We start from the raw sequence: 25,861 nt of genomic DNA, 5'->3' as shown, positions 1-25,861 counted from the left end.
AAAGGGTTGTCAATAATGGAAAGAAGAGTGCCAATTACGGTTGCAGAAGCTATTCGAAAAGTGATGGGATTTGCTAACAATGGCTTAAAAGAGCTACTACCTATTGAATTAGCTTACGGACGTATATTAGCGGAGGATTTAGTAGCTGATCATGACGTGCCTTCATTCAATCGTTCCCCGTATGATGGGTTTGCTATTAGAGCAGAAGATACGAATTTAGCAAGTTATGAAACACCAATTGTATTTGAAGTAGTTGGTGAAATTGGCGCAGGATCACTATTCGATGAGAAAGTAGGTTCGTTTCAAGCAGTTCGAATTATGACAGGAGCACAAATTCCAAATGGTTGTGATGCGGTTGTTATGTTAGAACTGACTCGTCAATATGAGGATAATGGGAACGATTATATGGAAGTGAAACGCTCATTCAAAACGGGTGATAATATTTCTTTTCAAGGTGAAGATGCTCGTAAAGGAACGGTTCTTGCAAAGAAAGGATCATACATTAATCCAGGTATTTCAGCTCTTCTTGCTACATTCGGTTATAGTGAAGTGCCAGTTGCGAAAAAGCCAGTAATTGGACTATTAGCGACTGGTAGTGAATTACTTGATGTAAATGAGTCGTTAGAGCCAGGGAAAATTCGAAATAGTAATACGTACATGATACTGTCTCAAATTCGAAGAGTGGGCGGAAGAGTAAAATACTTTGGGAAGTTTAGTGATGATTTTGATACGTGTTTTACAGCTGTGAAAGATGCGTTAAGTCAAGTAGATATGCTCATTACAACGGGCGGTGTATCAGTAGGAGATTACGATTATTTACCAGCTATATATGAAAGGTTAGGTGCATCCGTTCTTTTCAATAAGGTTGCAATGCGACCAGGAAGTGTAACGACTGTAGCACAATTAAATGGCAAGCTATTATTTGGTTTATCAGGAAATCCATCAGCATGTTATGTAGGATTTGAGTTGTTTGTAAGACCATGTATTCGTGCGTATATGTTTAGTGAAAAAGCGCATTTGAAAAGAGAAAAAGCATTATTAGGAAAAGATTTTCTGAAACCAAATCCATTTACAAGATTTGTACGAGCAAAACTGACATGTAATGAAGGGCAATTAATTGCATATCCATCAGGATTTGATAAGTCTAGCTCGGTTTCTTCATTAGCAGAATCGAACGCTTTTATCGTATTGCCAGGCGGGACAAGAGGATATAAAAAAGAAATGTTTGTCGATGTTCTTTTATTAGAAGATAACGAAGGTAGTGAATGGCCTTGGACATTTTATAAGAGAGGTGTTTCTAATGGCGCAATCACTATTTGAGATTGTAGAAAAACCAATTTTAGTGGAAGAAGTAACGAATAAAGTCGCAAGAAGAGAAGCGGGTGCGATTACAACATTTATTGGTACGGTGAGAGAATTAACAAAAGGAAAACGAACGCTACATTTAAAGTATGAAGCATATAAACCGATGGCAGTAAAACAACTTACAAGAATTGGTGAGGAAATTAACGGGAAATGGCCGGACGCACAAGTAGCCATTACGCACCGTGTAGGGCGGCTGGAAATAATGGATATTGCGGTAGTTATTGCAGTTTCATCACCGCATCGTAAAGTAGCTTATGAAGCGAATGAGTACGCGATTGAACGCATAAAACGCATCGTTCCAATTTGGAAAAAAGAATTTTGGGAAGATGGAACGATGTGGATTGGAGATCAACTTGAAAATACATCATATCCAGAAGGAAAACCGAAGAAGGAAGAATGAGAAAATGATTACAATTTTACTGTTTGCAAATTTGCGTGAGGAAGTCGGATCGGATCAATTAATAATTTCAGAAAAAAAAGAAATGACTGTTGGACAATTAAATGAATGGTTGAAAGATAGTTATCATTTGCAATCTTTGGATACAGTAATGGTTGCAATTAATGAAGAGTTTGTAACGAATGAAGAGATGATAAAAGCTGGAGATATCGTCGCATTAATCCCGCCTGTAAGTGGGGGATAATAATGCTTTCTCGCAACGAGGACTATTAAAGACATTAAAAAATAGATGGAAACTTTCATCAGTTGAAGTAATAAGAAGATGCTATATATAAATTAGAATAAGAGAAGGGATGAGCTCTATGCTTACTCAAGAACAAATAATGAACGCATTACAACATGTAGAGGATCCAGAGTTACACAAAAGTGTTGTAGAATTAAATATGGTTAGAAATGTACAAATACATGGAACAGAGGTTAAGCTTGAAGTAGTGTTAACCATTCAAGGTTGTCCATTAAAGGCGAAAATTCAACAAGATGTGGAAGAGTCCCTTCACGCAATTGGTGCATCTAAAGTGGATGTAACATTTGGTTCGATGACACAAGAAGAAAGAGCTATGCTAACAGAAAAATTAAAGAAAAATAGTAGAACAGAAACAGGTATGCCAAGCATGCTCCGTCATGATTCAGGTGTACATTTTATTACTGTAACGAGTGGGAAAGGCGGAGTCGGAAAATCAACGGTGACAATTAATCTTGCTACTGCCTTAGCTAGAATGGGTAAAAAGGTTGGGATTTTAGATGCAGACATATATGGTTTTAGCATTCCAGCTATGATGGAAACGAATCAAAAACCAACAATGATTGATCAAACAGCAATTCCGGTCGTTAGTCACGGTGTTAAAATTATGTCAATGGGATTTTTTACAGAAGGAAATAATCCAGTCATGTGGCGTGGACCGATGTTAAATAAATGGATTCAAAACTTCCTTGCGAATACACACTGGGGAGATTTAGATTATTTACTTCTCGATTTACCACCTGGTACAGGAGATGTTGCCATTGATGTTGCAGCGATGATCCCACAGGCGAAAGAAATTATCGTTACAACGCCGCACAATGTAGCTTCATTTGTAGCTTCTAGAGTAGGCGTAATGGCAAAATATACAAAACACGAGATTGTAGGAATTGTGGAAAATATGGCTTATTACGAAGAGCAAGATGGATCGAAAAATTATCTCTTCGGAAAAGGGGGCGGCGAAATGTTAGCAGAACAATTGCAAACAGAAGTAATTGCACAAATACCTTTTGCAAAACGTGAAGAAAATAACGATTCATCTGTATATGATGAAGACTCTCTCGTTGGAGAAGTATTTACTACATTAGCAGAAGATATTATTAATAGAGGATAGAGGAGGAAGTTTAATATGGCATGTAATATTGATCATTCTATTGAAGATGTAATGAATAAGCTTGAAAGTCAAAAGGATTTTTTATCTGAAATTCTTTTCAAAGATTTGAATGGATTTTTGCAAAATAAACATTCGCAGGAAATATTAAACGACATCTTTCATTTATTAAAAAAGTATGACTTAGTCAGTGAAGAAGAACGAGAGAAGAGAAATGCACAATTATTGCACATTATGAATTAGATACTTTCTGGCTTTAAAGTTTTTTCAGAAGGGGTGAATGTGATGGATATGAAAAAGATGATTGAAACGATAGAAACAACAAAAGTGACTGACGTAGAATTATCGATTCCTACTTTACATCAAATGCTTGTGAAACTGTATAGCGAAAAAAATGTTACAAATTATACAGAGCTCTTAAAATATAGTTTGTCTTTATCTATAAATCTTAAGTTAAATCTTGTGTTGAAATATTTTGGTGTGCGTCCGATCGTTGCTTCTGATGAACGTATGCAATTTCAAGAGATATTTAAATGTTTAGCTAAGCAAGATGATAATGGGGAATGGTTTTTGAATTTTGTTTCTTTATATGTAGGGTTAATTGTTGTTCTTCATTTTGATGAGAAAGAGATTGAGAGAAGTTTTTTTGATGATGTGGTTGTGGTGGGTGAAGGAAGTGAAATATAAAATACTGTTCATAACATCTTTCTTTTTAATAGCTGTAATCGCGCTTTATATTGATTATATAAATGTAAAGATAATCAATTAAAATAAAGGAATGAAACTAGTTTGCTAAAAAGTGTTCTTCAGTTGTTTCTATCGTTTTTTCATGTTACCATTAAGCGAATTTTTCATAGGGAGAGAAAGCGATGAAATGGATTTATTTTATTATTATTAATGTTATAGCTTTTAGCCTTATGGGGCTTGATAAACGAAAAGCAAAGAAGAAACAGTGGAGAACGCCAGAAAGCACGTTGTTTTTATCAGCGGCAGCTGGAGGAGCTGTTGGAGCTTGGATCGGTATGTATATGTTTCACCATAAAACGCATAAAAAGAAATTTGTTTTCGGCATACCGTTACTTGTTGTAATAACGGTATGTTTATTTTTCGCTATATGAGAAATGTCGAAAGAATTACAGATTGATTATTGGTAAAGTGAGCATATGAAACCGTATAATGGAGAAAAAATGAGAAGAGGAGAAAAAGGAAGATGGGGAGTCAATCAGCACAGCAAAAAAAAGGGATTATATATGCGGCTGGTGCTTATACGATGTGGGGAATCCTACCGATTTATTGGAAATGGGTTGAGGAAGTTCCAGCAGATGAAATATTAGCACATCGCATTGTTTGGGCGTTCGTTTTTATGTTAATCGTATTAGCTGTTACGAAGAGGTTTCGCCAGTTTATTGGGGAATTTGTGAATCTTTTTAAACGACCTAAATTATTAATGTCATTAACAATTGCTTCAATTTTAATTAGCGGAAACTGGTTTGTCTACATATGGGCCGTTAATCATAATCATGTCATTGAAGCAAGTCTTGGCTATTATATTAATCCGCTTATTAGTATTTTACTTGGTACAGTCGTTTTAAAGGAAAAGTTAAACTTTTGGCAATATGTTGCAGTTGGTTTGGCTGGGGTAGGGGTTATCATTTTAACAGTACGTTTCGGGGCTATCCCGTGGGTTTCTTTATCACTTGCCTTTTCATTTGGATTATACGGATTAACGAAAAAATTGTTAAACTATGATGCGACGATTGGGCTTACGATGGAAACGATGTTAGTGACGCCGTTTGCGCTCATTTATCTCGTTATGACAGGGGTACATGGTTTCGGTTCATTTGGAGCTATTTCAATGCTATCGACGTTACTTTTAATAGGAGCAGGTATTGTTACAGCGCTACCACTATTTTATTTTGCAAAAGGAGCACAACTTATTCCGCTTTATATGGTAGGCTTTTTACAATATATTGCGCCAACGATTAGTTTAATTTTAGGTGTATTTGTATTTGGTGAACATTTTACATCTACTCATATGATGGCATTTTTCTGTATATGGGTTGCTTTATTTGTATTTTCAATAGCGAAGACAAAGTTTTTAGTGCAGAAACAACCGAAATTTATAAAAAATAAATCAGCAAAAGTATCATAATGCGTAGTATTTTCTACGCATTTTTCTTTATACTGATACTATATAGAATTTCCATTATAGCTAGTAGGGAGCTGAGAACATGGAAACAATTTTACATAATGATCCGCTGATGGCTGCTGTAATTTCGTGGTTTATAGCACAGTTAACAAAAGTAGTCTTTAAATTAGTTAAAACGGGTGAATTTGATTTTGCAAAATTTTTTGCTTCAGGTGGGATGCCAAGTTCTCATGCTTCAACTGTTACAGCGCTTGCGACAGGTGTTGGAGTTGTGGAAGGTGTGGAAAGTACCATATTTGCAGTGGCTACAATCTTTGCAATCATTGTTATGTATGACGCTTCAGGAGTAAGGCTTGCGGTAAGTAAACAGGCGAAAATATTGAATGAATTTTTTCATGGTAAACAAACAGAATATAAGAAGTTAAATGAGCTTGTCGGACATACACCGTATGAAGTAGTAGTCGGTGCTTTATTAGGGGTTATTGTCGGAGTGGGATATTGCTTATGAGCAGAACATAATATGTGTTCTGCTTTTTTTGTTTTTACACATATTCGGTTGCTTTTTTGAATATCGTTATACGGATTTCGAAAGGGTAGGTGAATGCCTTGTTATTATATGAAAAAGTGCATGAAGAAATAGCGAGAAGGACAACTGCACTTCAAACGATGCAAAGGCAAGATGGTACGTGGAGATTCTGTTTTGAAGGAGCACCATTAACTGATTGCCATATGATATTTTTATTAAAATTATTAGGTAGAGATAAAGAGGTAGAACCGTTTGTAAAAAGATTAGCTTCACTCCAAACGAATGAAGGGACATGGAAATTGTATGATGATGAAATGGGGGGCAATTTATCTGCTACCATTCAATCTTATGCTGCCCTACTTGCTTCGAAAAAGTATACAAAAGAAGATGCGAATATGAAGCGAGCGGAAATGTTTATTACAGAACGTGGGGGAGTGGCGCGTGCTCATTTTATGACGAAGTTTTTATTAGCAATTCATGGAGAGTATGAATATCCTTCGCTCTTTCATTTGCCAACACCGATTATGTTTCTGCAAAATGATTCCCCCCTCAGTATATTTGAATTAAGTAGTTCGGCACGTATCCATTTAATTCCGATGATGTTGTGTTTAAATAAAAGGTTTCGTGTAGGGAAAAAGTTACTGCCTAATTTAAATCATATTGCGGGCGGGGGCGGAGAATGGTTTCGGGAGGACCAATCTCCAATGTTTCAAACATTATTAGGTAATGTGAAACAAATTATATCTTATCCGCTTTCCTTACATCATAAAGGAAATGAGGAAGTAGAACGTTTTATGAAAGAGCGTATCGATGAGAATGGAACGTTATATAGTTACGCAAGTGCTTCGTTTTATATGATTTATGCTTTACTTGCGCTAGGTCATTCTATTCAATCGCCAATGATTCAAAAGGCTATAACGGGGATAACATCTTATATATGGAAGATGGAAAGAGGGAACCATTTACAAAATTCCCCGTCAACTGTATGGGATACAGCATTACTTAGTTATGCGTTGCAAGAGGCTCGTGTTTCGAAAGAAAATAAAATGATTCAAAATGCGTCAGCATATTTATTAAAAAAACAACATAAGAAAAAAGCTGATTGGAGTGTGCATGCGCCCGTGCTTATTCCGGGCGGTTGGGGTTTTTCTGATGTGAATACGACAGTTCCTGATGTTGATGATACAACAGCTGTGTTAAGAGCATTGGCACAAAGTAGAGGGAACGGAAATGTGGATGATGCTTGGAAGAAAGGGACGAATTGGATTAAAGGATTACAAAATAATGATGGTGGTTGGGGAGCATTTGAAAAAGGCGTGACAAGCAAGTTATTAGCGAATTTACCAATCGAAAACGCAAGCGATATGATTACAGATCCTTCTACACCAGATATTACAGGCAGAGTGTTAGAGTTTTTCGGGACATATACGCAAAATGAATTGCCCGAGAAACAAAAACAAAGTGCAATCAACTGGTTAATGAATGAACAGGAGGAAAATGGATCGTGGTATGGAAAATGGGGCATTTGTTATATATATGGTACATGGGCAGTGATGACTGGCTTACGGGCGTTAGGAATTACTTCTGCTCACCCTTCTTTAAAACGAGCAACTTTATGGCTTGAACATATACAGCATGAAGATGGTGGCTGGGGAGAATCTTGTCAAAGTAGTGTGGAAAAAAGATTTGCTACTTTACCATTTAGTACACCATCGCAAACAGCATGGGCTTTAGATGCTCTTATTTCTTACTATGATAAAGAAACACCAGCTATTCGAAAAGGTATTTCATATTTGCTTGCGAATCCTTATGTAAATGAGAAATATCCTACTGGAACAGCTTTACCAGGTGGGTTTTATATTCATTACCATAGCTACGCTCATATATATCCGTTACTTACTTTGGCGCATTATGCAAAGAAATACAAAAAATAAACCGAGAGATGTTTCTCGGTTTATTTTGTTGGGTAGTAGGTCCCTGTTGAAAAGAATAAGGTTATGATTTACCCTTATTTTTCTGTTGACTGGCGTTTTTGACGTGCATCAGCGGCATTTGCACGTGCGTTTGCTTCTAAGTCATTGTGGTCAGCGAGTTCACGAGAGAACTCAACATCAATACCATCAGTGGCTTTGCTTTGTTTGAAATTTGTTTTGTTCATTCGACACAATCTCCTTGCACTTTATCCCGCATAACGGGTAGTAAAACTCCCACCTCAAAATTCAGATGGAACAAAGAAGCTAGGTGGGAGATTAACTGCCCGATTGGTGAGGGCTGATAATCAGTGGGGGATGAACAAACTTCCCACTGATTAAAGTTTCACTTTATGCGACGTTGCAAAGTTAGTTTGACACAAATAGACTTTTTTATACAAAGAGGATTTGGAAAGCAAAAAGCCGAAATATACAGTATAAGTAATAGAAATGGGGGATAGGGATGGAATTTTTAAATGGGAAAACAGCTGTTGTAACAGGTGGCGCCCAAGGAATTGGAAAAGAAATTGCACGAGTTTTTGCTAGGCTTGGGGCTAAAGTTTTAATTAGTGATGTAAATGAAGAAAAACTACAAAAAACGACACGTGAATTATCGGACGAAGGATATGAAGTAAGCTTATATCGATGTGATGTAAGTAATCAAAATGAAGCGAAATCATTAATTGAGTATGCAGTTCAAAAATTTGGGACACTGCATATTTTAGTAAATAACGCTGGAATTACAAAAGATGCAATGTTACATAAGATGGAGAAATCAGCTTGGGAACAAGTATTACAAGTAAACTTAACTGGCGTTTTTTATTGTATGCAGCCAGCTCTTCTTTATATGAGACAACAACAATATGGGCGCATTATTAATATTTCTTCAATAAGTAGAGAAGGGAATATTGGACAAGCAAATTATGCGGCAACGAAAGCTGGCGTTGTCGGTTTAACGAAAACAGCAGCGAAAGAAGTTGGAAGCTTCGGTATTACTTGTAATGCAATTTGTCCAGGATTTATGGATACGGATATGACAAAAACAATACCGGATAAAGTAAAAGAAAAAATGGTTGGAGCGATTCCGGTTGGTAGAATTGGAACGCCAGAAGATATTGCGAACGCGGCGGCCTTTTTAGCGTCAGAATACGCATCCTATATTACAGGAGAAGTATTAAATGTGAGCGGAGGGCTGCAAGTTTAAAGGAATACATAATGAAAAGAACCTGACCGAGTGGATCAGGTTCTTTCGATTTAATTTAAGTTTAACCAAACGCTCTTCACTTCTGTATAGTTATTTAATGCGTAAGATCCCATTTCACGGCCAAGACCAGATTGTTTAAATCCTCCAAATGGAGATGCTGCATCAAAGACGTTATAACAGTTTACCCATACTGTACCTGCGCGTACTTTACTTGCAACATAGTGTGCTGTCTTAACATTTTCTGTCCATACACCAGCTGCCAAGCCAAATTGTGATTTATTCGCACGTTCAATTACTTCATCAATATCGTTAAACGGTATTGCAGAAATAACTGGGCCGAAAATTTCTTCTTTTGCGATTGTCATCTCATCATTGACGTCGGCGAATACTGTAGGAGAAACGAAGTAGCCTTGATCAAATGGATTACTTCCTCCGCAAAGTACTTCAGCGCCTTCTTCAATCCCTTTTTCAATGAAGCCCATTACACGTTTTTGTTGTTCTTCGGAAACGAGAGGACCGATTGTAGTTTCTGGACTTAGACCAGCACCTTGATTTAATTTTTTAGAATAAAGGACGAGATCAGCCATGACATTATCATACATTTTCTTCGGAATAAATAAGCGTGATCCAGCAGAGCATACTTGTCCTTGGTTAAACATAACACCAGAAAGTGCACCAGGAATAGCGCGAGATAAGTCGGCGTCTGGTAAAATAATATTTGGTGATTTACCACCAAGTTCTAAAGTAACACGTTTTAATGATTCGGATGCTTGTCTCATAATTTGTTTGCCAACTGGAGTAGAACCAGTAAATGCAATTTTATCAACGAGTGGATGATTAACGAGAGCTTGTCCAGCTGATTCACCGAATCCAGGAACGATATTAATAACACCTTTCGGGAATCCAGCTTCTTCAATTAATTCAGCTAAGTATAGAGCGGATAGTGGAGTTTGTTCTGCAGGTTTTAAAACGATTGTACATCCTGTAGCAAGCGCCGCTCCCATTTTCCACATTGCCATAAGAAGCGGGAAGTTCCAAGGGATAATTTGACCAACGACACCAACAGCTTCATGGCGTGTATAGTTAAAGTAATCACCGGAAACAGGAATTGTTTGACCAACGATTTTCGTCGCCCAGCCAGCATAATAGCGCATATGCTCAATTGCAAGTGGTATGTCTGCTGCCATTGTTTCACGGATTGGCTTTCCATTATCTAACGTTTCGAGCTGTGCAAGCTCTTCTTTATGTTCTTCCATTAAATCGGCAAGCTTGTACATAAGGCGGCTTCGTTCAGCAGTGCTCATGCGAGACCAAGGACCTTCGTCAAAAGCCATGCGAGCTGCGACTACAGCTTTATGAATATCTTCGCGACCAGCTTCAGAAACGATGGCAAGTGTTTCGCCAGTTGCAGGGTTAGGCGTTTTAAACGTTTTACCGGAAGCGCTTTCAACGAAAGATCCATTCACATATAACTTTTTCGTGCCTTGAAGAAACTTTTCTACCTTTTCATGAAGATTTACAGCTAGTTGACTCATTGTATAACCCCCTTGAAAATATAATGTAAACGCAGTACGAGACGGCGTTTATTCCGAAATCAAGGATGTAGGAACTAGATGGAAAGCCTCTAATTAAAATCATAATTAACAATTACTGAAAATTCAAATTTCATTTGTGTTACAATTGTAAAAAATATGTAATGTATGAGAGTCTTCTATATAATTATAAAAAATCCTGCTTGTTTTTGCTTTCTAGTAGGAAAAACTAGAAGAACAATGGTACAATAATACATCGTGAGAGGAGGGAGAAAATGAAGAGTTATCATGATGATCCACGCTTTCGAATTGCCCATAGAGAAGCGTTAATTGGTCTTGGACTTGCTATTATCAATTTTATAATATGGTACGGATTTGCTTATGGGCTTGGTAGTAAAAATCCAAGTGAATATACATATGTATTCGGTTTTCCAGCATGGTTTTTTTATAGTTGTATTGTTGGATTTGTCGTAATGGTTATTTTGCTTAGTTTAGTTGTTCGTTTTGTATTTCAAGATATTTCACTCGATGAGGAAGAAAAAAGTGAGGAATAATAGATGAATTGGTATGTAATCATTCCAATGATAATTTCGTTTATCGTTGTATTTTTAATTGGTATATATGCTTCAAGACGCGTACAAGCAACAGCTCATAATAAATTTTTGCAAGAATATTTTCTTGGTGGACGTGAGCTTGGCGGTTTATTATTAGCGATGACAATGATTGCTACGTACGGTAGTGCAAGTAGTTTCATTGGTGGCCCTGGTATTGCTTACAATATGGGACTTGGATGGGTATTATTATCTGCGATTCAAGTTGTAACAGGGTATATCGTTTTAACGGTTATCGGTAAAAAGTTTGCAATTATTGCTAGGAAGATGGAAGCAATTACGCTTATCGATTATTTAAAAGGAAGATACAATAATAAAGCGGTTGTTATACTTTCGGCGTTATGTATTATTATCTTTTTATTTTCAGCAACAGTAGCCCAGTGGGTCGGCGGTGGACGATTAATTGAGTCGCTAACAGGTCTATCTTATACAACTGCACTATTTTTATTTACTTTTTCTGTACTTGTGTACGTATTAATTGGTGGGTTCCGCGCAGTTGCGTTATCAGATACGTTATTAGGTATCATTATGTTAGTTGGAACGACAATCATTTTAGTTGCTACTGTTATTGCTGGTGGTGGAATTGAAAAGATTATGCAGGAACTTGTTCAAATCAATCCGAATTTAATTACACCATTCGGAGCAGATGGTAGTTTAACGAAATCATATGTTACATCGTTTTGGATTTTAATTGGAATTGGCGTTGTCGGTTTACCACAAATTAGTGTACGTGCTATGTCTTATAAAAATTCAAAAGCTATGCATCAAGCTCTAATCATTGGAACGGTTGTCGTTGGTACAATTATGATCGGGATGCATTTAACGGGTGTATTTGCACGAGTAGTACTTCCTGGTATAACGGTACCAGATAAAGTCATGCCGCTACTCGCGATGGAAGTGTTGCCGCCTTGGCTAGCTGGCGTTTTTTTAGCGGCACCAATGGCAGCGATTATGTCTACAGTAAATTCGCTATTGTTACTTGTAAGTTCATCGATTATTAAAGATATATATGTAAATTACATAAATAAAGATGCAGCAGACAGTACGATAAAAAAAGGAAGTTTGTGGATTACGGGTATTGTAGGACTGCTCGTTTATGCAGCGGCGATTAAACCACCAGATTTTTTAATATGGTTAAATTTATTTTCTTTCGGTGGATTAGAAGCAGCATTCATTTGGCCGATCGTCTTAGGGTTATATTGGAGAAAAGGGAATGCAACTGGAGCGCTTGCTTCCATTTTAGTTGGGGTAGGCTCATATATGTGTATTCATCTTTTCTACCCAAATCCGTTCGGTATACATACAGTTGTCTTCCCAATTTGCTTTGCGTTTATCGCTTACATAGTGGGAAGTATGATTGCTGTGAAAAAAACAGCATAGGCTAGATGAAGAACGTAGTCCGTATAGGACTGCGTTTTTTTTATAAAATTCATCTTTTTTATTCTGTATATGTAGGGCTATTCATAAATTAATAACAACTGAGGGGATGGAGTTGAGGTCGATGAAAAAAGTGTTATTTTTGGGAGACCCGGGAATTGATGACTCTTTAGCCATCATGTATGGAATTATGCATCCTGATATTGATATTGTTGGTGTTGTAACCGGATATGGAAATGTAACGCAAGAAAAGGCAACAAGTAATGCTGCGTATTTATTGCAAATGGCAGGACGGGAAGATATACCTGTTATTAATGGTGCGAAAATTCCTTTATCTGGAGATGTTACAACGTATTATCCAGAAATTCATGGAGCAGACGGTTTAGGACCAATTAAGCCTCCGAAAGCTTTTTCACCAAATATAAAATCTTTTTGTGCATTTTTTGATATTCTTGAAAAGTATAAAGGAGAATTAATAATAGTTGATGCCGGTAGGTCAACGACATTAGCGACAGCGTTTATTTTAGAAAAGCCGATGATGAAATATGTAAAAGAATATTATATAATGGGCGGTGCTTTTTTAATGCCTGGCAATGTTACACCAGTGGCGGAGGCGAATTTTCATGGCGATCCGATTGCGTCACAGTTAGTTATGCAAAATGCGAAGAATGTAACATTAGTGCCGCTTAATGTTACATCCGAGGCAATTATAACGCCAGAGATGGTAAAATATATTACGAAACACTCTAAAACGAGTTTTAATACATTAATTGAACCGATTTTTACGTATTATTATAAAGCCTATAAAAAGTTGAACCCGAAAATAACAGGAAGTCCAGTACATGACGTTGTCACAATGATGGTCGCGGCGAATCCGTCCCTTTTAGATTATGTGTACCGCCGTGTCGATGTAGATACTGTTGGAATTGCAAAGGGCGAAAGTATTGCTGATTTCCGTCCACAACCTGACTCAAAAGCCTTAAAAAATTGGGTTCGAATTGGTTGGTCGTTACATTATAAAAAATTTCTCGAAGATTTCGTGAAAATTATGACGTAGACATAATAGGAGAATACAAGTTAAAATAATGGAGATGGTTACTTAAATAACCATCTCCATTATTTTGTTTTTTTAGATAAAGAGAGAAGAGTTACACAATAGGAGAGGAATTTTACTTGAAAAAAACTATAGTATGCGCAATGATTGTGGGTATTTTCGTTTTGGTAATATCGGGTAACTTTTTAGTGAAAAAAGTGTGGAGTTCAAATAACGATGATGCACAGTATATCGCATCTTTTATTGAAGAACATAAAGATGAAAAAAATAGTGCGCTTCTAGTAAAGAGAAATGATAAAGTTGTTTATTCTGTAAATCCAAATGTTGTATTACCAGTTGCTAGTACGATGAAATTAATTGTGGCGCTTGAATATACGAAACAAGTTACAGAAGGGAAAATTGACCCGGCTAGTTTCGTTTCAATTAATGATGTCAATCGATATTATGTACCGAATACAGATGGTGGTGCACAAGATAGATGGCAAAAGTATTTGGAGAAGACAGGCAAGATAACTGAAGGAGCCGTTACTTTAGAAGACGTGGCAAAAGGAATGGTTAAGTTTAGTTCGAATGCTAATGCGGAATATTTAATGGAAGTGTTAGGATTAGATAACATTAATCGAAATTTACAAAGTTTATCGCTCCCTGCACATCAACCACTATTTCCGATTGTTTCATCTTTATATATCCCGGGATATTTGCATAAAGAATTACATGTTCCAAAATATAAAATAGAGAAAAAATTAAAAGAAATGACTCAAGAGCAATATCGTGAATATGCGATGATTATTCATGAGCGCTTAAAAAAGAAGGGGTCATTATTACAGAAAGAAATTCCTCTTTATTTAGAGGAACGTTATGATAAAATTTGGTCAGATAGATTACCAGCTGCGTCCGCAAACGATTATATGGTATTGCTGCAAAAGGCAAACCATAAAGGTGGCCTGACAGAAGCTGAAGAAAAAGTGTGGGCAAGTATCGTTGAAACAGATATGAGTGCCAAGAAATATCGTAAAACATTCAGACACGCAGGACAAAAGAATGGGTATACGCCATGGACGGTTACAAAAGCGGTTTATGCTATGGATAAGCGCGGGAACTGTACAGAAATTGTATTTTTAGCGAATAATTTAAATGAAGATGACAGTGCAGAAATACGTAAACATTTAGCAAATTTACATTTCCAAGTGTTGCAAAGTGATAAGTATGATGCGACTTTTATTAAATAAACTCGGTGCATAAAGCACCGAGTTTATTTTTGTCCCGCTATTTGTGGACAGTAAGACTCCCATCTCAAAATTGGGCGAATGCGAGAGAGTTAGGTGGGAGTACAACTGCCTGTAAAAGGCCGATTGGTAAGGGCTAATTAAAGTTTCACTTTATGTATAAGCACTTTTTTACTATCTCTGGGTATGATGGGTAGTAATACTTAGGTGAAAGGGGAAAAGGTGATGAAACAGAGTAAAGAAGAATTTATAAAGAATGAAGGCGCTGATTTCCCTGGGAAAACATATGTGGATTGTGTATTACAACATGTATTTAATTTTCAGCATAACTACTTATTAAAAGATATGTTTCAAGTGCATAAAGCGCATATTATGATGCTGACTGAAGAAAGTTTAATAAAAAAAGAAGAAGCTACAGTTATATTAAAAGCACTAAAAAAGGTAGAAGGAATGCCCAAAGATCAATTGCGATATACAGAACAACATGAAGATCTCTTTTTTTTAGTTGAACATTTAATTTCTCAGGAAGCAAAGTGTGATTTTGTAAGTAATATGCATATCGGTCGAAGTAGAAATGATATGGGAGTAACGATGTATCGTATGAGCTTAAGACGATATGTATTACGATTAATGGAACACCATTTATTATTGCAAGAAAGTATATTGCAACTTGCTGGTGATCATAAGGGAACAGTTATGCCAGCTTATACACATACACAACCAGCACAGCCAACAACGTTTGGTCATTATATGTTAGCAATTTATGATACGATGCAAAGAGACTTAGAACGAATGAAAAAAACGTACCAAATTTTAAATCAGTCTCCGATGGGGGCAGCTGCACTTTCAACAACAAGTTTTCCGATTAAACGAGAACGAGTTTCTCATTTACTTGGGTTTACAAATGTAATTGAGAACTCATATGATGCTGTCGCTGGAGCGGATTATTTATTAGATGTTAGCTCGTTACTTATGATAATGATGACAAATACGAGTAGATGGATTCATGACTTCTTATTATTAGCGACGAAAGAATATGATGGTATTACTGTTGCGAAGCCATATGTGCAAATTAGTAGTATTATGCCACAAAAACGAAATCCAGTTTCAATTGAGCATGCTCGTGCTATTACGAGTAGCGCTTTAGGAGAAGCATTTACAGTATTTCAAATGATTCATAATACACCATTTGGGGATATTGTCGATACGGAAGATGACTTACAGCCGTATTTATATAAAGGAATCGAAAAGACGATTCGCGTATTTTCTATTATGAATGCAGTCATTCGAACGATGAAAGTAGAAGAAGAAACGTTAAAAAGTCGTTCCTATAAACATGCAATAACGATAACTGATTTTGCAGATGTTTTAACAAAAAACTATAAAATTCCATTTCGGCATGCTCATCATGCAGCAAGTACGATTGCTAATATGTCATTGGTGCAGAAAAAGGAGCTTCATGAATTACATTTCAAAGATGTAAATATATACTTACAAGAAAAATTTAAAATACATTTATTAGAAAAAGAGTGGAAAGAAATTATATCGCCAGAAGCTTTTATTCAAAAAAGAAATGTATACGGAGGACCGAGTAAAAAAGAGATGGAACGAATGATTCAAAAGCGTAAAGAGTCATTTCAAAATGAAGAAGAGCGATTTGAAACGGAAAAACGGAGAATATTACGAGCTGAATATAATTTGAACATATTAGTTTCAAATATTATCGAATCGTAAAAGAAGGATTTAATGAATTAATCGCCAATACTTAATTAAAATATAAATGGAGAGAAGAGATTGTCGATGATTCAATTACACGTATATAAAGAGATTCTTCATTTTAAAGAAGATGTTACACCATTTTTAGAAAAGAATGAGCAGGAAAATAATTTAATGTTAGGTATATTACAAGTAGCTCAAGAACCGACGTTTATGGGGGTAGCGAAACGAGGAGAAGAAATTACAGTTGTATTTCTTCAAACAGAAGAGAAGATACAAATGATTGTTGCAACTTCTGAAAATTCGGAAGTAGATATAGTGAAACTTGCAAAAGAGTTATCGAAAGTATATCCGGACATTCCTGGATTGATCGGTAATAAGGAAATTGTACAGAAATTAGCTGAAGAGATTGCGGTGTTAGAAAATAAGAAAACGAATGTTGTAATGAAACAAGGTGTATATGCATTACAACAAATTAAGAAGAAGTGGAACGAGGATGGAATTTTTCGAGAAATAACTAATGATGAGTTGCCATTAATAGAAAAATGGATATATCAATTTTGTGAAGATGTGAAGCTCCCAACTACGAAAGAAGAAGCGGAACAAACCGCACATACATTAATCACTAATAATCGTCTATTTGGTCTAGAAGTAGATGGGAAACTCGTTTCTGTAGCTGCAAAAACGAGACCAACTACAAATAATATAACAGTAAATTTCGTTTATACCCCGAAAGAAGCACGAAAAAAAGGGTACGCATCTAATTGTGTAGCGGCACTCAGTCAACGTATGTTAGACGAAGGGTACAAGACGACTACACTATATACTGATTTAGCCAATCCGACATCTAATAAAATTTATCAAGAAATTGGTTATGAACAAATTGCGGAGTCTGTGCTCATATTTTTAGAGAAGTAGTATAAAAAGGCGTGCTATTTTAGCACACCTTTTTATTATTCATCAATTCTAATAACCTCGCCTTGCGGGAAGTTCTCAGTTTCTAGTAAGTTACGAATAGCTTTTGCCACATATTCAGGTGATAATAGCTTTCCTTCTTCTTTTAGTGTGATGAATCGGTCTAAATTTGTGAAGTCTTCTTTATTTGTTTCACGAATTTGTGCTTGCATATTTGTATCCACAACACCAGGTGCAAAAGCGACGATTTTTACTGGATATTCTTTTTCCTCTTCTTCAGTCGCTACGCATTGTGTAAACATATTTACACCAGCTTTCGTAGTACAATAAGCGCCCCAGCCAAAGTAAGGTTTTTTTCCTGCACCAGATGAAATGTTTACAACGCGTTTATCTACTTTCCAGTCTTTCGTATGTTTCATGAACATAGATGTAAGAATCATAGGGGCAAGTAAATTAATGTGAACGTTCGTAATGAATTGTTCGCTTTCTGCTTTTTCAATCGGCTTCATAGGTGCAACTGTACCCGCATTATTAATTAAATGAATAGAAGATACATTGTCTTCTTTAATGGATGAAATGATTTCGTTAAAGTTAGTTTCTAAATGATGTACATCTTGAAGATCTAAGGAATGGAAAATACAATTGCTGTTATATTGCTCTGCAAGTTTAGTAAGCTCTTTATTTTCTCTTCTAGAAATAGAGATGATGGTTGTGCTTTCTTCTAATAATTGCGCGGCAATTGCCTCCCCTAAACCTTGTGAAGTTCCTGTTATGATAACGTAGCGCATAGTTTTATAAACTCCTCTCGTATGTGCGGAATTTTGTTGGACAACGTACATTGTATAGTTTGTCTACATTTTATAGTATAGAGCACTTTTTACTATAAATGAAATGAGATGATTACGTGCCTTTTTTAAATCGCTTTACAACGACAGTAACTGGTGCCGTCACGTTCACTGGGAATACGTTGGGACTTAGTCCTACATCGCCTGCGCCAGGTAATATTTTTGGTACACTTGCTGTATTTACGACAGTAAATACAGCGCTGCAAGTACCAGGATTCCCAGCAGGGACAACAGATGACTGGCAATTGAATTCTTCAAGTGCAATTTTAAACCTTCCGGCAGGGAGTAGTATTTTGTATGCAGAGTTGGTTTGGGCTGGTACTTTTCGGACTGATACGGAAGATGTTTTACCATTTTTAAATGATAATATTACATTTACAACACCAGCAGGAACTTTTTCAGTTACGCCCGATCCTGCTACAGCGCAGCAAGGTTCAGTAGGAAACCAGTTTTATTATGCTCGCTCTGCTAATGTAACGAATCTTGTAAGTGCAGGTGGGGCAGGCACATATACAACAGGTGCCGTGCCAGCTGCAAGAACTTCAGCTGATCCAACAATCAGTCGTTCAGCTGGCTGGACGCTTGAGGTTGTGTATCAAAATGCAAGTTTACCACTTCGGAATTTGTCAGTATATGCAGGTCAAGAAATTATCGATGCTTCATCCCCGCCAGTTGATGCTACTATTTCAGGATTTGCAACTCCGGCAACAGGAGCTGTTACAGGAAGGGTACTTGTAACTGCCCAAGAAGGTGATTCTAACATTTCTGGAGATCAACTTCGCTTTGGTCCGAATGCAAATAATACAGTTGCTTTATTCGGTCCGAGAAACCCTGCAAATAATTTCTTTCAGTCACAAATTTGTAATGACAGTGGAAATTTAGATACAAGCGGTACATTTGGAGATTTGAATCAGCCGTTAGGGGTAGCTTTGGCCGTCCGAAGACAGGGGTGGGATATTACGAATGTAGATGCCTCCTCATCTTTAGTAAACAATCAAACATCAGCAACTGTTCGCTTTGTCACAAATGGAGATGGATATGCTGCAGCTGGTTTCGGTGTTCAAATTGATGCGACAGGTCCAATCATTAATCCTGTTAAATCGGTTAATAGAAGCGTTGCAGGGGTAGGGGATACTCTCACCTATACGATTACGGTCCCGAATACAGGAACAGGAAGTGCAGAAAACGTTGTATTACAAGATAGTATTCCGAACGGAACGACATTTGTAGCAGGTAGTGTAACGGTAGGTGGAGTAACACAACCGAGTGCGAATCCCGCGAATGGAATTAATTTAGGTACAATCCCAAATAACACGCAAAGAATTGTTACATTTCAAGTTCGAATAACATCGTTCCCGAACCCAAATCCTATTCCAAATCGTGCAATGGTGTCATATCAATTCCGTCCTTTTGTCGGTAGTGCCCCTATTACAAGTACGTCTTCTTCAAACACAGTACAAACGACAGTGAATCAAGCAACTATAAGTATGCAAAAATCTGTAGATCTACAGACGGCAACTCTTAATGATGTATTAACGTACACAGTTAATGTGACGAATAATGGGAATGTTGCTGCAAACAATGTTATTTTTGTTGATAGTATCCCTGCAGGAACAACATTTGTCGCAAACAGCGTTACGGTAAACGGAGTAGCACGTCCAGGAGCGAATCCATCAACTAGTATTAATCTCGGAAGTATTAATACTTCGCAAACGACTGTAGTGCGCTTTCAAGTTCGAGTGACATCGAACCCTCTTGTCAATCCAATTCCGAACCGTGCGAGTGTAACATTTACCTTTACCCCAGTGCCAGGTCAACAACCAATTTCAGGTCAAGCGACGAGTAATACTGTATTTACTACTATTAATATAGCTGATCTAAGAACGAGAAAAACAGTGGATAGAGCTTTTGCGACAGTGAATGACGTTCTTACGTACACCGTTACAATTGAGAATACAGGAAATGTACTTGCGACGAATGTTGTTTTTCAAGATCCAATCCCAATTGGAACGACTTTTATTGCAAATAGTGTGACTGTAGATGGGGTTTCGCAACCTGGGGCAAATCCAGCGACTGGGTTTGCGATAGCAAATATATCTCCCGGCGGAAGTAGGACAGTGACTTTTCAAGTACGAGTGACATCTACACCATCAGGAGGTACGATTGCGAATCGCGGAAATGTATCGGCTAATTTCGTCGTGAAACCAAATCAGCCGCCAGTAACGATTAATAGACAAACGAATACTGTAGTGACACAAGTTAATACAGGTGGTTTAAATGTAATAAAAGAAGTGAATACAACGCAAGCAGCAGTAGGAGACAATTTAACGTACACGATTGCCGTCCAAAATACAGGGAACGTTCCGTTAACAAATGTATTTTTCCAAGACACTATTTCTTCCGCTGTTTCTTTCGTTGCAAATTCTGTAACAATTAATGGAGTACCGCAAAGTGGATTGAATCCGAATACAGGATTTTCTCTTCCTAATATTCCTGCGGCTCAAACAGTTGTAGTCACATTTGACGTATTAATTGTACAGGATCCAGAAAATGAAGATATTTTAAATCAAGCAAATGTAACAGCAAGCTTTCAAGTGAATCCGAATGAACCACCAGTAACAATCAATGTTCCGAGTAACGTTGTGAATACGACAGTACAATCAGGGAACTTTGAAGTTGTGAAAGCAGTGAATACGAATGTTGCAACAGTAGGAGATATTTTAGTATATACAATCGAAGTTATAAATGCAGGTAGTGTACCAGCTACAAATGTATTTTTCCAAGATTCAATTCCGCAAGGGACATTATTTATTGAAAATAGTGTAGTTGTGAATGGTGTTTTACAAGAAGGGGCAGATCCAGAACTTGGATTCCCATTAAATGATTTGCCTACTGGCGCCAGTGTTATTGTTACGTTTGAAGTATTAATTGATGAAATTCCCCAAGGAAATAATGTCGTAAATAATGCGAATGTAACTGGAGATTTCCTTGTAAATCCAACAGAGCCACCGATTACTGTAACAGTACCAAGTAATACTGTTATGACAGTCGTGAATTCTTCAGGGTTAAATGTAATGAAGAGTGTAAGCGCTACTGAAGCAGGTGTAGGAGATACGTTAACGTATACAGTTCGTATACAAAATAGTGGAACGGTAGCAGCGACAAATGTATCATTCCTTGATCCAATTCCATCTGGAACAACGTTTGTAGCAAATAGTGTAACAATAAATGGAACGCCTCAGCCAGGTTTAAACCCAACAACTGGATTTCCACTTGCTAATATTCCAGTAGGAGGGATGGTAACAGTTGCTTTTCAAGTGACGATCACGAGTGTACCACCAAATAGGGTTCTTCCGAATAATGCAAATGTAACTGCTGATTTTCAAGTAAGTCCTCTCCAGCCACCGATTACAATTGTAACGATTAGTAATATTGTTGTGACGCGAGTGAATGTAGGATCAATTAATGTAATAAAGAGTGTAAACACACCGCAAGCAGGTGTAGGAGATACGTTAACGTATACGATTCTTATTCAAAATACAGGAACTGTTCCTGCAACGAATATTATTTTTCAAGATCCGATTCCTGTTGGAACTGCGTTTGTAGCAAATAGTGTGACGATAAACGGAGTTGTTCAGCAAGGCGCGGATCCTATGGCAGGTTTCCCAGTACCAAATATTCCGGTCGGACAAACGGCTACGATTACGTTTCAAGTTACAGTGACGAGTGTTCCGAGCGGTGGAAATATTAGAAACCAATCGAACGTTACTGCAAGTTTTCTTATAAATCCAGCAAACCCTCCAATAACGACTGTTACGAATAGCAATTTTGTCGTGACACAAGTAAACACAGCACAGTTAAATATACAAAAATCTTCATCTGTACAACAAGCGGCATTTGGAGAAACTTATACGTATTCTGTTGTCATTCGAAATAACGGCACAGTACCAGCGACGAATGTTTCTTTCATCGATCCAATTGCTCCAGAAACAGCATTTGTCGCAAACAGTGTGACGATAAATGGAATTTCACAGCTTGGTTTAGATCCGAATATTGGTTTCCCGCTTCCTAATATTGCAGCTGGGGCATCAGTGACAGTAACGTTCCAAGTTACAGTAGTTACGCCATCCCCACGCGGAGCAGTATTAAATACGGCATCTGTTACAGCCACTTTCTTATTAAATCCTTTACAACCACCTGTAACAACGACAAATTCAAGTAATACGACAGTAGTTACAATACCGTTACCTCCTCCTGGTGAAGTAACAGCAACAAAAGCAGTTGACGTTGCAACTGGGGCTGTTGGAGATGTATTAACGTATAGCGTGCTAATTACGAACGTAGGAATTATACCTGTTACAGATGTACTCTTCCAAGATGTCATTCCGGAAGGAACGACATTTGTCGAAAATAGTGTAACGATAGGTGGGGTTCAGCAATTTGGTTTAAATCCAGAAATAGGATTTACTGTTACTCCATTATTAATTGCTGGTGGAAGTATTACGGTAACATTCCAAGTGACAATTACAGAGATTCCAGATAATGAAGTCATATTAAACGATGCTGACGTTACATTTACTTCACAACCGAATCCGCAGGAACCACCGATTACGGAAACGATATTAACGAATTTAGTCGTTACGACAATTAATATAGCGTTTATTTTTCCGTTAAAACTAGTAGATAAAGAAGTAGCGACTGTAGGAGAAATTTTAACGTATGATGTATTGATTTTTAATTTTGGAACAGTGGCAGCGACGAATGTTCAATTTATAGATACTACTTCCGCGGGTGTAGCATTTGTACCAGGAAGTGTGAGCATAAACGGGGTACCGGCACCAGGATTAGATCCTTTCATTGGTTTTACAGTTCCAGATATACCTGTAGATGATTTTGTACTTGTCACATATCAGGAGACGGTAACGAGCATACCAGAAGGTGGTACAGTTGTTAACTTTGTAGACGTTACCGCGACATTTGCTGTAAGTGAAACAGAACCACCTATTACTGAAACTACGACAAGTAACACGACATTAACAGAAATAAATGAATCTGGTTTGAATGTATTAAAATCAGTGAGTCAGCCGATTGTTGCAGTAGGGGATACAATCACCTATACAACAGTAGTTCAAAATACAGGGACAGTGACAGCAACGAATGTTCAATATAGTGATGTATTACCTTCCTCTATAGCATTCGTGCCGAACAGTGTAACGATAGACGGTGTGTTACAACCTGGATTCAATCCGAATAATGGATTCCCGCTTCCAGATATAAATCCAGGTGAAAGTGTAGAAGTAACATTCCAAGTAACAGTTGTTAGTGTTCCATCAAACGGAACAATTGTCAATACGGCAAATGTAACAGGTAGCTTTGTATTAGTACCAGGAGAACCACCAGTTATAGTAAACCAACCAAGCAATACAACACTCACAACTGTCAATAGAGGACAATTTAATGTTATTAAACAAGTAAATAGAGCGGCTACTCTCGTTGGAGATGTATTAACGTATACGGTTCAAATAACGAATACAGGAACAGTAATAGCTAACGATGTTCAGTTTGTTGATACGATTTCAGCAGGAGCGTCATTTGTACCAAATAGTGTAACGGTAAATGGAGTTTCGCAACCAAACTTAAATCCGATTACTGGCTTTGGAGTTGGAGATATACCAGTTGGTGAAACGGTTATAGTGACGTTTCAAGCGACAGTTACAACCATCCCGTCATCAGGAACAATTACGAACGTTGCAAATATAACAGGAAGTTTTACTTTAGTGCCAGGAGAACCACCGGTTATAGTGACAGATCCGAGTAATACGACTATAACAAGAATAAATAGAGGACGTTTCAGCATTATAAAATCTGTAAATAAAGAAGCGACACGTTTAGGAGATACGTTAACGTATAGTGTGCAAGTTACAAATACGGGAACGGTAACAGCGACGAATGTTCAGTTTATCGATGTTCCATCACCTAGTTTAGAATTTGTTCCTGGAAGTGTACAAATAAATGGGATTCCGCAAGTAGGTTTAGATCCTTTTGTAGGCTTTTCATTACCGGATCTTGCAGTAGGGGATAGCGTATTAATCACATTTGAAGTAAATGTAATTTCAATTCCGCCTTCTAGTAGCATTATGAATACAGCGAGAGTAACTGGTGATTTCGAATTGATTCCAGGAGAACCACCGTTTACAATTACCAATTCAAGTAATACGACAGTCACACCAGTAAATAGAGGCAGTTTAGATATGCTGAAAGAAGTAGATCATTCAATTGTTGGAGTAGGAGAAACGGTAACGTATCGTGTTCGTATATTAAATACTGGTACGGCTGACGCAATGAATGTTCAATTTATTGATGTGCTATCTCCGGAAGCTGTTTTTGTACCAAATAGTGTAACGGTAAATGGAGTAGCGCGTCCGGGAGTAAATCCGCAGGTTGGATTTACGATTTTGGACATTCCAGTCGGTGAGACGGCGATTGTAACATATGAAGCTACGATTACGAGTTTTCCAGATGGTGGTACAGTAGTGAACGTTGCTGGGGCATCAGCAGAATATATTTTAGTACCAGGTGAACCGCCAGTTACAGTGATGGACACGAGTAATACAGTTATTGTAACGGTAAATACTGCAATCTTATTTGTTGCAAAAGGAGCAAACTTTGAAGTAGCAATGGTAGGAGATGTTGTCACTTACGGCATTGCCGTCATAAATGATAGTACAGTTCCTGTGACGAATATTGTTTTAACAGATATCATTGATCCAAATACGTTATTTATAAATGGCACGGTAACGGTAAATGATGTACCTCTTCCATTTGCCAATCCGAATACGGGTATTCCGTTAGGTGATTTTCAGCCAAATGATGCGGCAATTATTAATTTCCAAGTTGTAATAACGGGAGGACAAATAAATAATTTAGTTACAAATACTGCTACAGCGACTGGGCTCGCAACTGTAAATCCGAATGAGCCGCCTGTAGTAGTTGAAGGTGATAGTAATACAGTTGTTATCCCGTTTATCCCTCAAAATGTCTCAACGACAGTCGTAAAAACGGCAAATCTTCAAACAGCAACAATTGGAGATGTCATTACGTTTACGACAGTCATTACAAATACAGGTGATACTGTCATGCAAAATATTCGTTTTCAAGACATGTTAGATAGTAGTGTTCGATTTATCCCTGGAAGCGTAATAGTCGATAGTGTTCCATTACGAAATGTAAGTCCAGTATCAGGGTTTCTTATAGGAAATTTAAATCCGGGTGAAGCGCGGACAGTTTCGTTTCAAGTAGTAGTTCAGAGCGCACCAAGTGGTTCAGGAAATTATATTAACCAAGCGAGTATTCGCTTTGAACATCAAGTAGGTACAGTATTGCCACCTGTTACACAAATAATAGAAAGTAACATGGTAGTCATCCCATTTGTTCCAACGATAGAACAAATTTGCGAAACGAACTTTAATTGCTTAGATAAAATTCCATTTCAATGTTCTCCATGTAATCACTTACAAATAAATAAAAAATAAATACCAAAAGAGCATCCTGTAAGAATAGGATGC

Annotated in this window: 21 protein-coding genes; 18 read left to right on the top strand and 3 right to left on the bottom strand. The window is 37.3% G+C overall.

What is annotated here, in order from left to right:
- The first annotated feature begins 15 nt into the window (after positions 1 to 15).
- The 10 genes from JDS92_RS13455 to JDS92_RS13410 all read left to right on the top strand — a co-directional run bounded on the left by JDS92_RS13455 (position 16) and on the right by JDS92_RS13410 (position 7,780).
- Positions 16 to 1,320, top strand: coding sequence for a molybdopterin molybdotransferase MoeA (locus tag JDS92_RS13455; RefSeq protein WP_097953652.1), 1,305 nt, complete (start codon positions 16 to 18; stop codon positions 1,318 to 1,320).
- On the top strand, positions 1,301 to 1,765 hold the full coding sequence (locus JDS92_RS13450) for a molybdenum cofactor biosynthesis protein MoaE (protein ID WP_087968827.1): 465 nt from the start codon (positions 1,301 to 1,303) through the stop codon (positions 1,763 to 1,765). Before JDS92_RS13455 ends, JDS92_RS13450 begins: the two co-directional genes overlap by 20 nt.
- Positions 1,766 to 1,769: 4 nt before the next feature.
- Positions 1,770 to 2,006: a molybdopterin converting factor subunit 1 gene (gene moaD, locus JDS92_RS13445; RefSeq protein ID WP_000628491.1), complete on the top strand. Its 237-nt coding sequence runs from the start codon at positions 1,770 to 1,772 to the stop codon at positions 2,004 to 2,006.
- A gap of 118 nt (positions 2,007 to 2,124) precedes the next feature.
- A complete protein-coding gene (locus JDS92_RS13440) occupies positions 2,125 to 3,174 on the top strand; it encodes a P-loop NTPase (RefSeq protein WP_199632035.1) in 1,050 nt (349 codons plus the stop codon).
- 15 nt (positions 3,175 to 3,189) lie between these two features.
- The gene (locus tag JDS92_RS13435) at positions 3,190 to 3,414 is read left to right on the top strand and encodes a hypothetical protein (protein WP_000752368.1); all 225 of its coding nucleotides are present in this window, start codon (positions 3,190 to 3,192) and stop codon (positions 3,412 to 3,414) included.
- A gap of 42 nt (positions 3,415 to 3,456) precedes the next feature.
- Complete coding sequence (locus JDS92_RS13430; RefSeq protein WP_000367295.1) at positions 3,457 to 3,858, top strand: hypothetical protein; 402 nt, start codon at positions 3,457 to 3,459, stop codon at positions 3,856 to 3,858.
- Between the two features lie 182 nt (positions 3,859 to 4,040).
- Positions 4,041 to 4,289, top strand: a complete 249-nt coding sequence (locus JDS92_RS13425) for a DUF1294 domain-containing protein (protein ID WP_000871326.1) — start codon at positions 4,041 to 4,043, stop codon at positions 4,287 to 4,289.
- Between the two features lie 92 nt (positions 4,290 to 4,381).
- Positions 4,382 to 5,323 (top strand): EamA family transporter RarD, encoded by a 942-nt coding sequence (gene rarD / locus JDS92_RS13420; RefSeq protein WP_000535545.1) that lies wholly within the window; start codon positions 4,382 to 4,384, stop codon positions 5,321 to 5,323.
- A 79-nt stretch (positions 5,324 to 5,402) separates the two neighbouring features.
- Positions 5,403 to 5,828: a divergent PAP2 family protein gene (locus JDS92_RS13415; RefSeq protein ID WP_000447811.1), complete on the top strand. Its 426-nt coding sequence runs from the start codon at positions 5,403 to 5,405 to the stop codon at positions 5,826 to 5,828.
- 98 nt (positions 5,829 to 5,926) lie between these two features.
- On the top strand, positions 5,927 to 7,780 hold the full coding sequence (locus JDS92_RS13410; protein ID WP_097958386.1) for a terpene cyclase/mutase family protein: 1,854 nt from the start codon (positions 5,927 to 5,929) through the stop codon (positions 7,778 to 7,780).
- 74 nt (positions 7,781 to 7,854) lie between these two features.
- Here JDS92_RS13410 and JDS92_RS13405 read toward each other — a convergent pair whose 3' ends face one another.
- Positions 7,855 to 8,004: a YfhD family protein gene (locus JDS92_RS13405; protein ID WP_199632034.1), complete on the bottom strand. Its 150-nt coding sequence runs from the start codon at positions 8,002 to 8,004 to the stop codon at positions 7,855 to 7,857.
- Between the two features lie 275 nt (positions 8,005 to 8,279).
- On the opposite strand from JDS92_RS13405, the gene fabG reads away from it, so the two are divergent.
- Positions 8,280 to 9,020, top strand: a complete 741-nt coding sequence (gene fabG, locus JDS92_RS13400; protein WP_000395047.1) for a 3-oxoacyl-ACP reductase FabG — start codon at positions 8,280 to 8,282, stop codon at positions 9,018 to 9,020.
- A gap of 50 nt (positions 9,021 to 9,070) precedes the next feature.
- Here the strand turns inward: fabG and dhaS are convergent, their stop codons facing one another.
- Complete coding sequence (dhaS, locus tag JDS92_RS13395; protein ID WP_000080298.1) at positions 9,071 to 10,555, bottom strand: aldehyde dehydrogenase DhaS; 1,485 nt, start codon at positions 10,553 to 10,555, stop codon at positions 9,071 to 9,073.
- Positions 10,556 to 10,827: 272 nt separating this feature from the next.
- On the opposite strand from dhaS, the gene JDS92_RS13390 reads away from it, so the two are divergent.
- The 6 genes from JDS92_RS13390 to JDS92_RS13365 all read left to right on the top strand — a co-directional run bounded on the left by JDS92_RS13390 (position 10,828) and on the right by JDS92_RS13365 (position 17,454).
- On the top strand, positions 10,828 to 11,106 hold the full coding sequence (locus JDS92_RS13390) for a YhdT family protein (protein ID WP_098911804.1): 279 nt from the start codon (positions 10,828 to 10,830) through the stop codon (positions 11,104 to 11,106).
- A 3-nt stretch (positions 11,107 to 11,109) separates the two neighbouring features.
- Entirely contained in the window at positions 11,110 to 12,543 is a 1,434-nt protein-coding gene (gene panF / locus JDS92_RS13385; protein WP_001104810.1) for a sodium/pantothenate symporter, read from the top strand.
- Positions 12,544 to 12,664: 121 nt separating this feature from the next.
- Positions 12,665 to 13,597, top strand: coding sequence for a nucleoside hydrolase (locus JDS92_RS13380; RefSeq protein ID WP_097953644.1), 933 nt, complete (start codon positions 12,665 to 12,667; stop codon positions 13,595 to 13,597).
- Between the two features lie 116 nt (positions 13,598 to 13,713).
- The gene (locus JDS92_RS13375; RefSeq protein ID WP_098053819.1) at positions 13,714 to 14,823 is read left to right on the top strand and encodes a serine hydrolase; all 1,110 of its coding nucleotides are present in this window, start codon (positions 13,714 to 13,716) and stop codon (positions 14,821 to 14,823) included.
- 222 nt (positions 14,824 to 15,045) lie between these two features.
- The gene (gene argH / locus JDS92_RS13370) at positions 15,046 to 16,554 is read left to right on the top strand and encodes an argininosuccinate lyase (protein WP_000813955.1); all 1,509 of its coding nucleotides are present in this window, start codon (positions 15,046 to 15,048) and stop codon (positions 16,552 to 16,554) included.
- Positions 16,555 to 16,614: 60 nt separating this feature from the next.
- Positions 16,615 to 17,454: a GNAT family N-acetyltransferase gene (locus JDS92_RS13365; protein ID WP_139138342.1), complete on the top strand. Its 840-nt coding sequence runs from the start codon at positions 16,615 to 16,617 to the stop codon at positions 17,452 to 17,454.
- Positions 17,455 to 17,489: 35 nt separating this feature from the next.
- On the opposite strand, the gene JDS92_RS13360 is transcribed toward JDS92_RS13365, so the two are convergent.
- The gene (locus JDS92_RS13360) at positions 17,490 to 18,239 is read right to left on the bottom strand and encodes a (S)-benzoin forming benzil reductase (protein ID WP_001271041.1); all 750 of its coding nucleotides are present in this window, start codon (positions 18,237 to 18,239) and stop codon (positions 17,490 to 17,492) included.
- A 116-nt stretch (positions 18,240 to 18,355) separates the two neighbouring features.
- Here JDS92_RS13360 and JDS92_RS13355 point away from each other — a divergent pair, with 116 nt between their 5' ends.
- Positions 18,356 to 25,828, top strand: coding sequence for a DUF7507 domain-containing protein (locus JDS92_RS13355; protein WP_199632033.1), 7,473 nt, complete (start codon positions 18,356 to 18,358; stop codon positions 25,826 to 25,828).
- The last annotated feature ends 33 nt before the right edge of the window (positions 25,829 to 25,861 follow it).

This window comes from Bacillus cereus group sp. N12, assembly GCF_016483575.1.
GTDB lineage: Bacteria > Bacillota > Bacilli > Bacillales > Bacillaceae_G > Bacillus_A > Bacillus_A toyonensis.
This window is presented reverse-complemented; position numbering and strand designations above follow the sequence as displayed.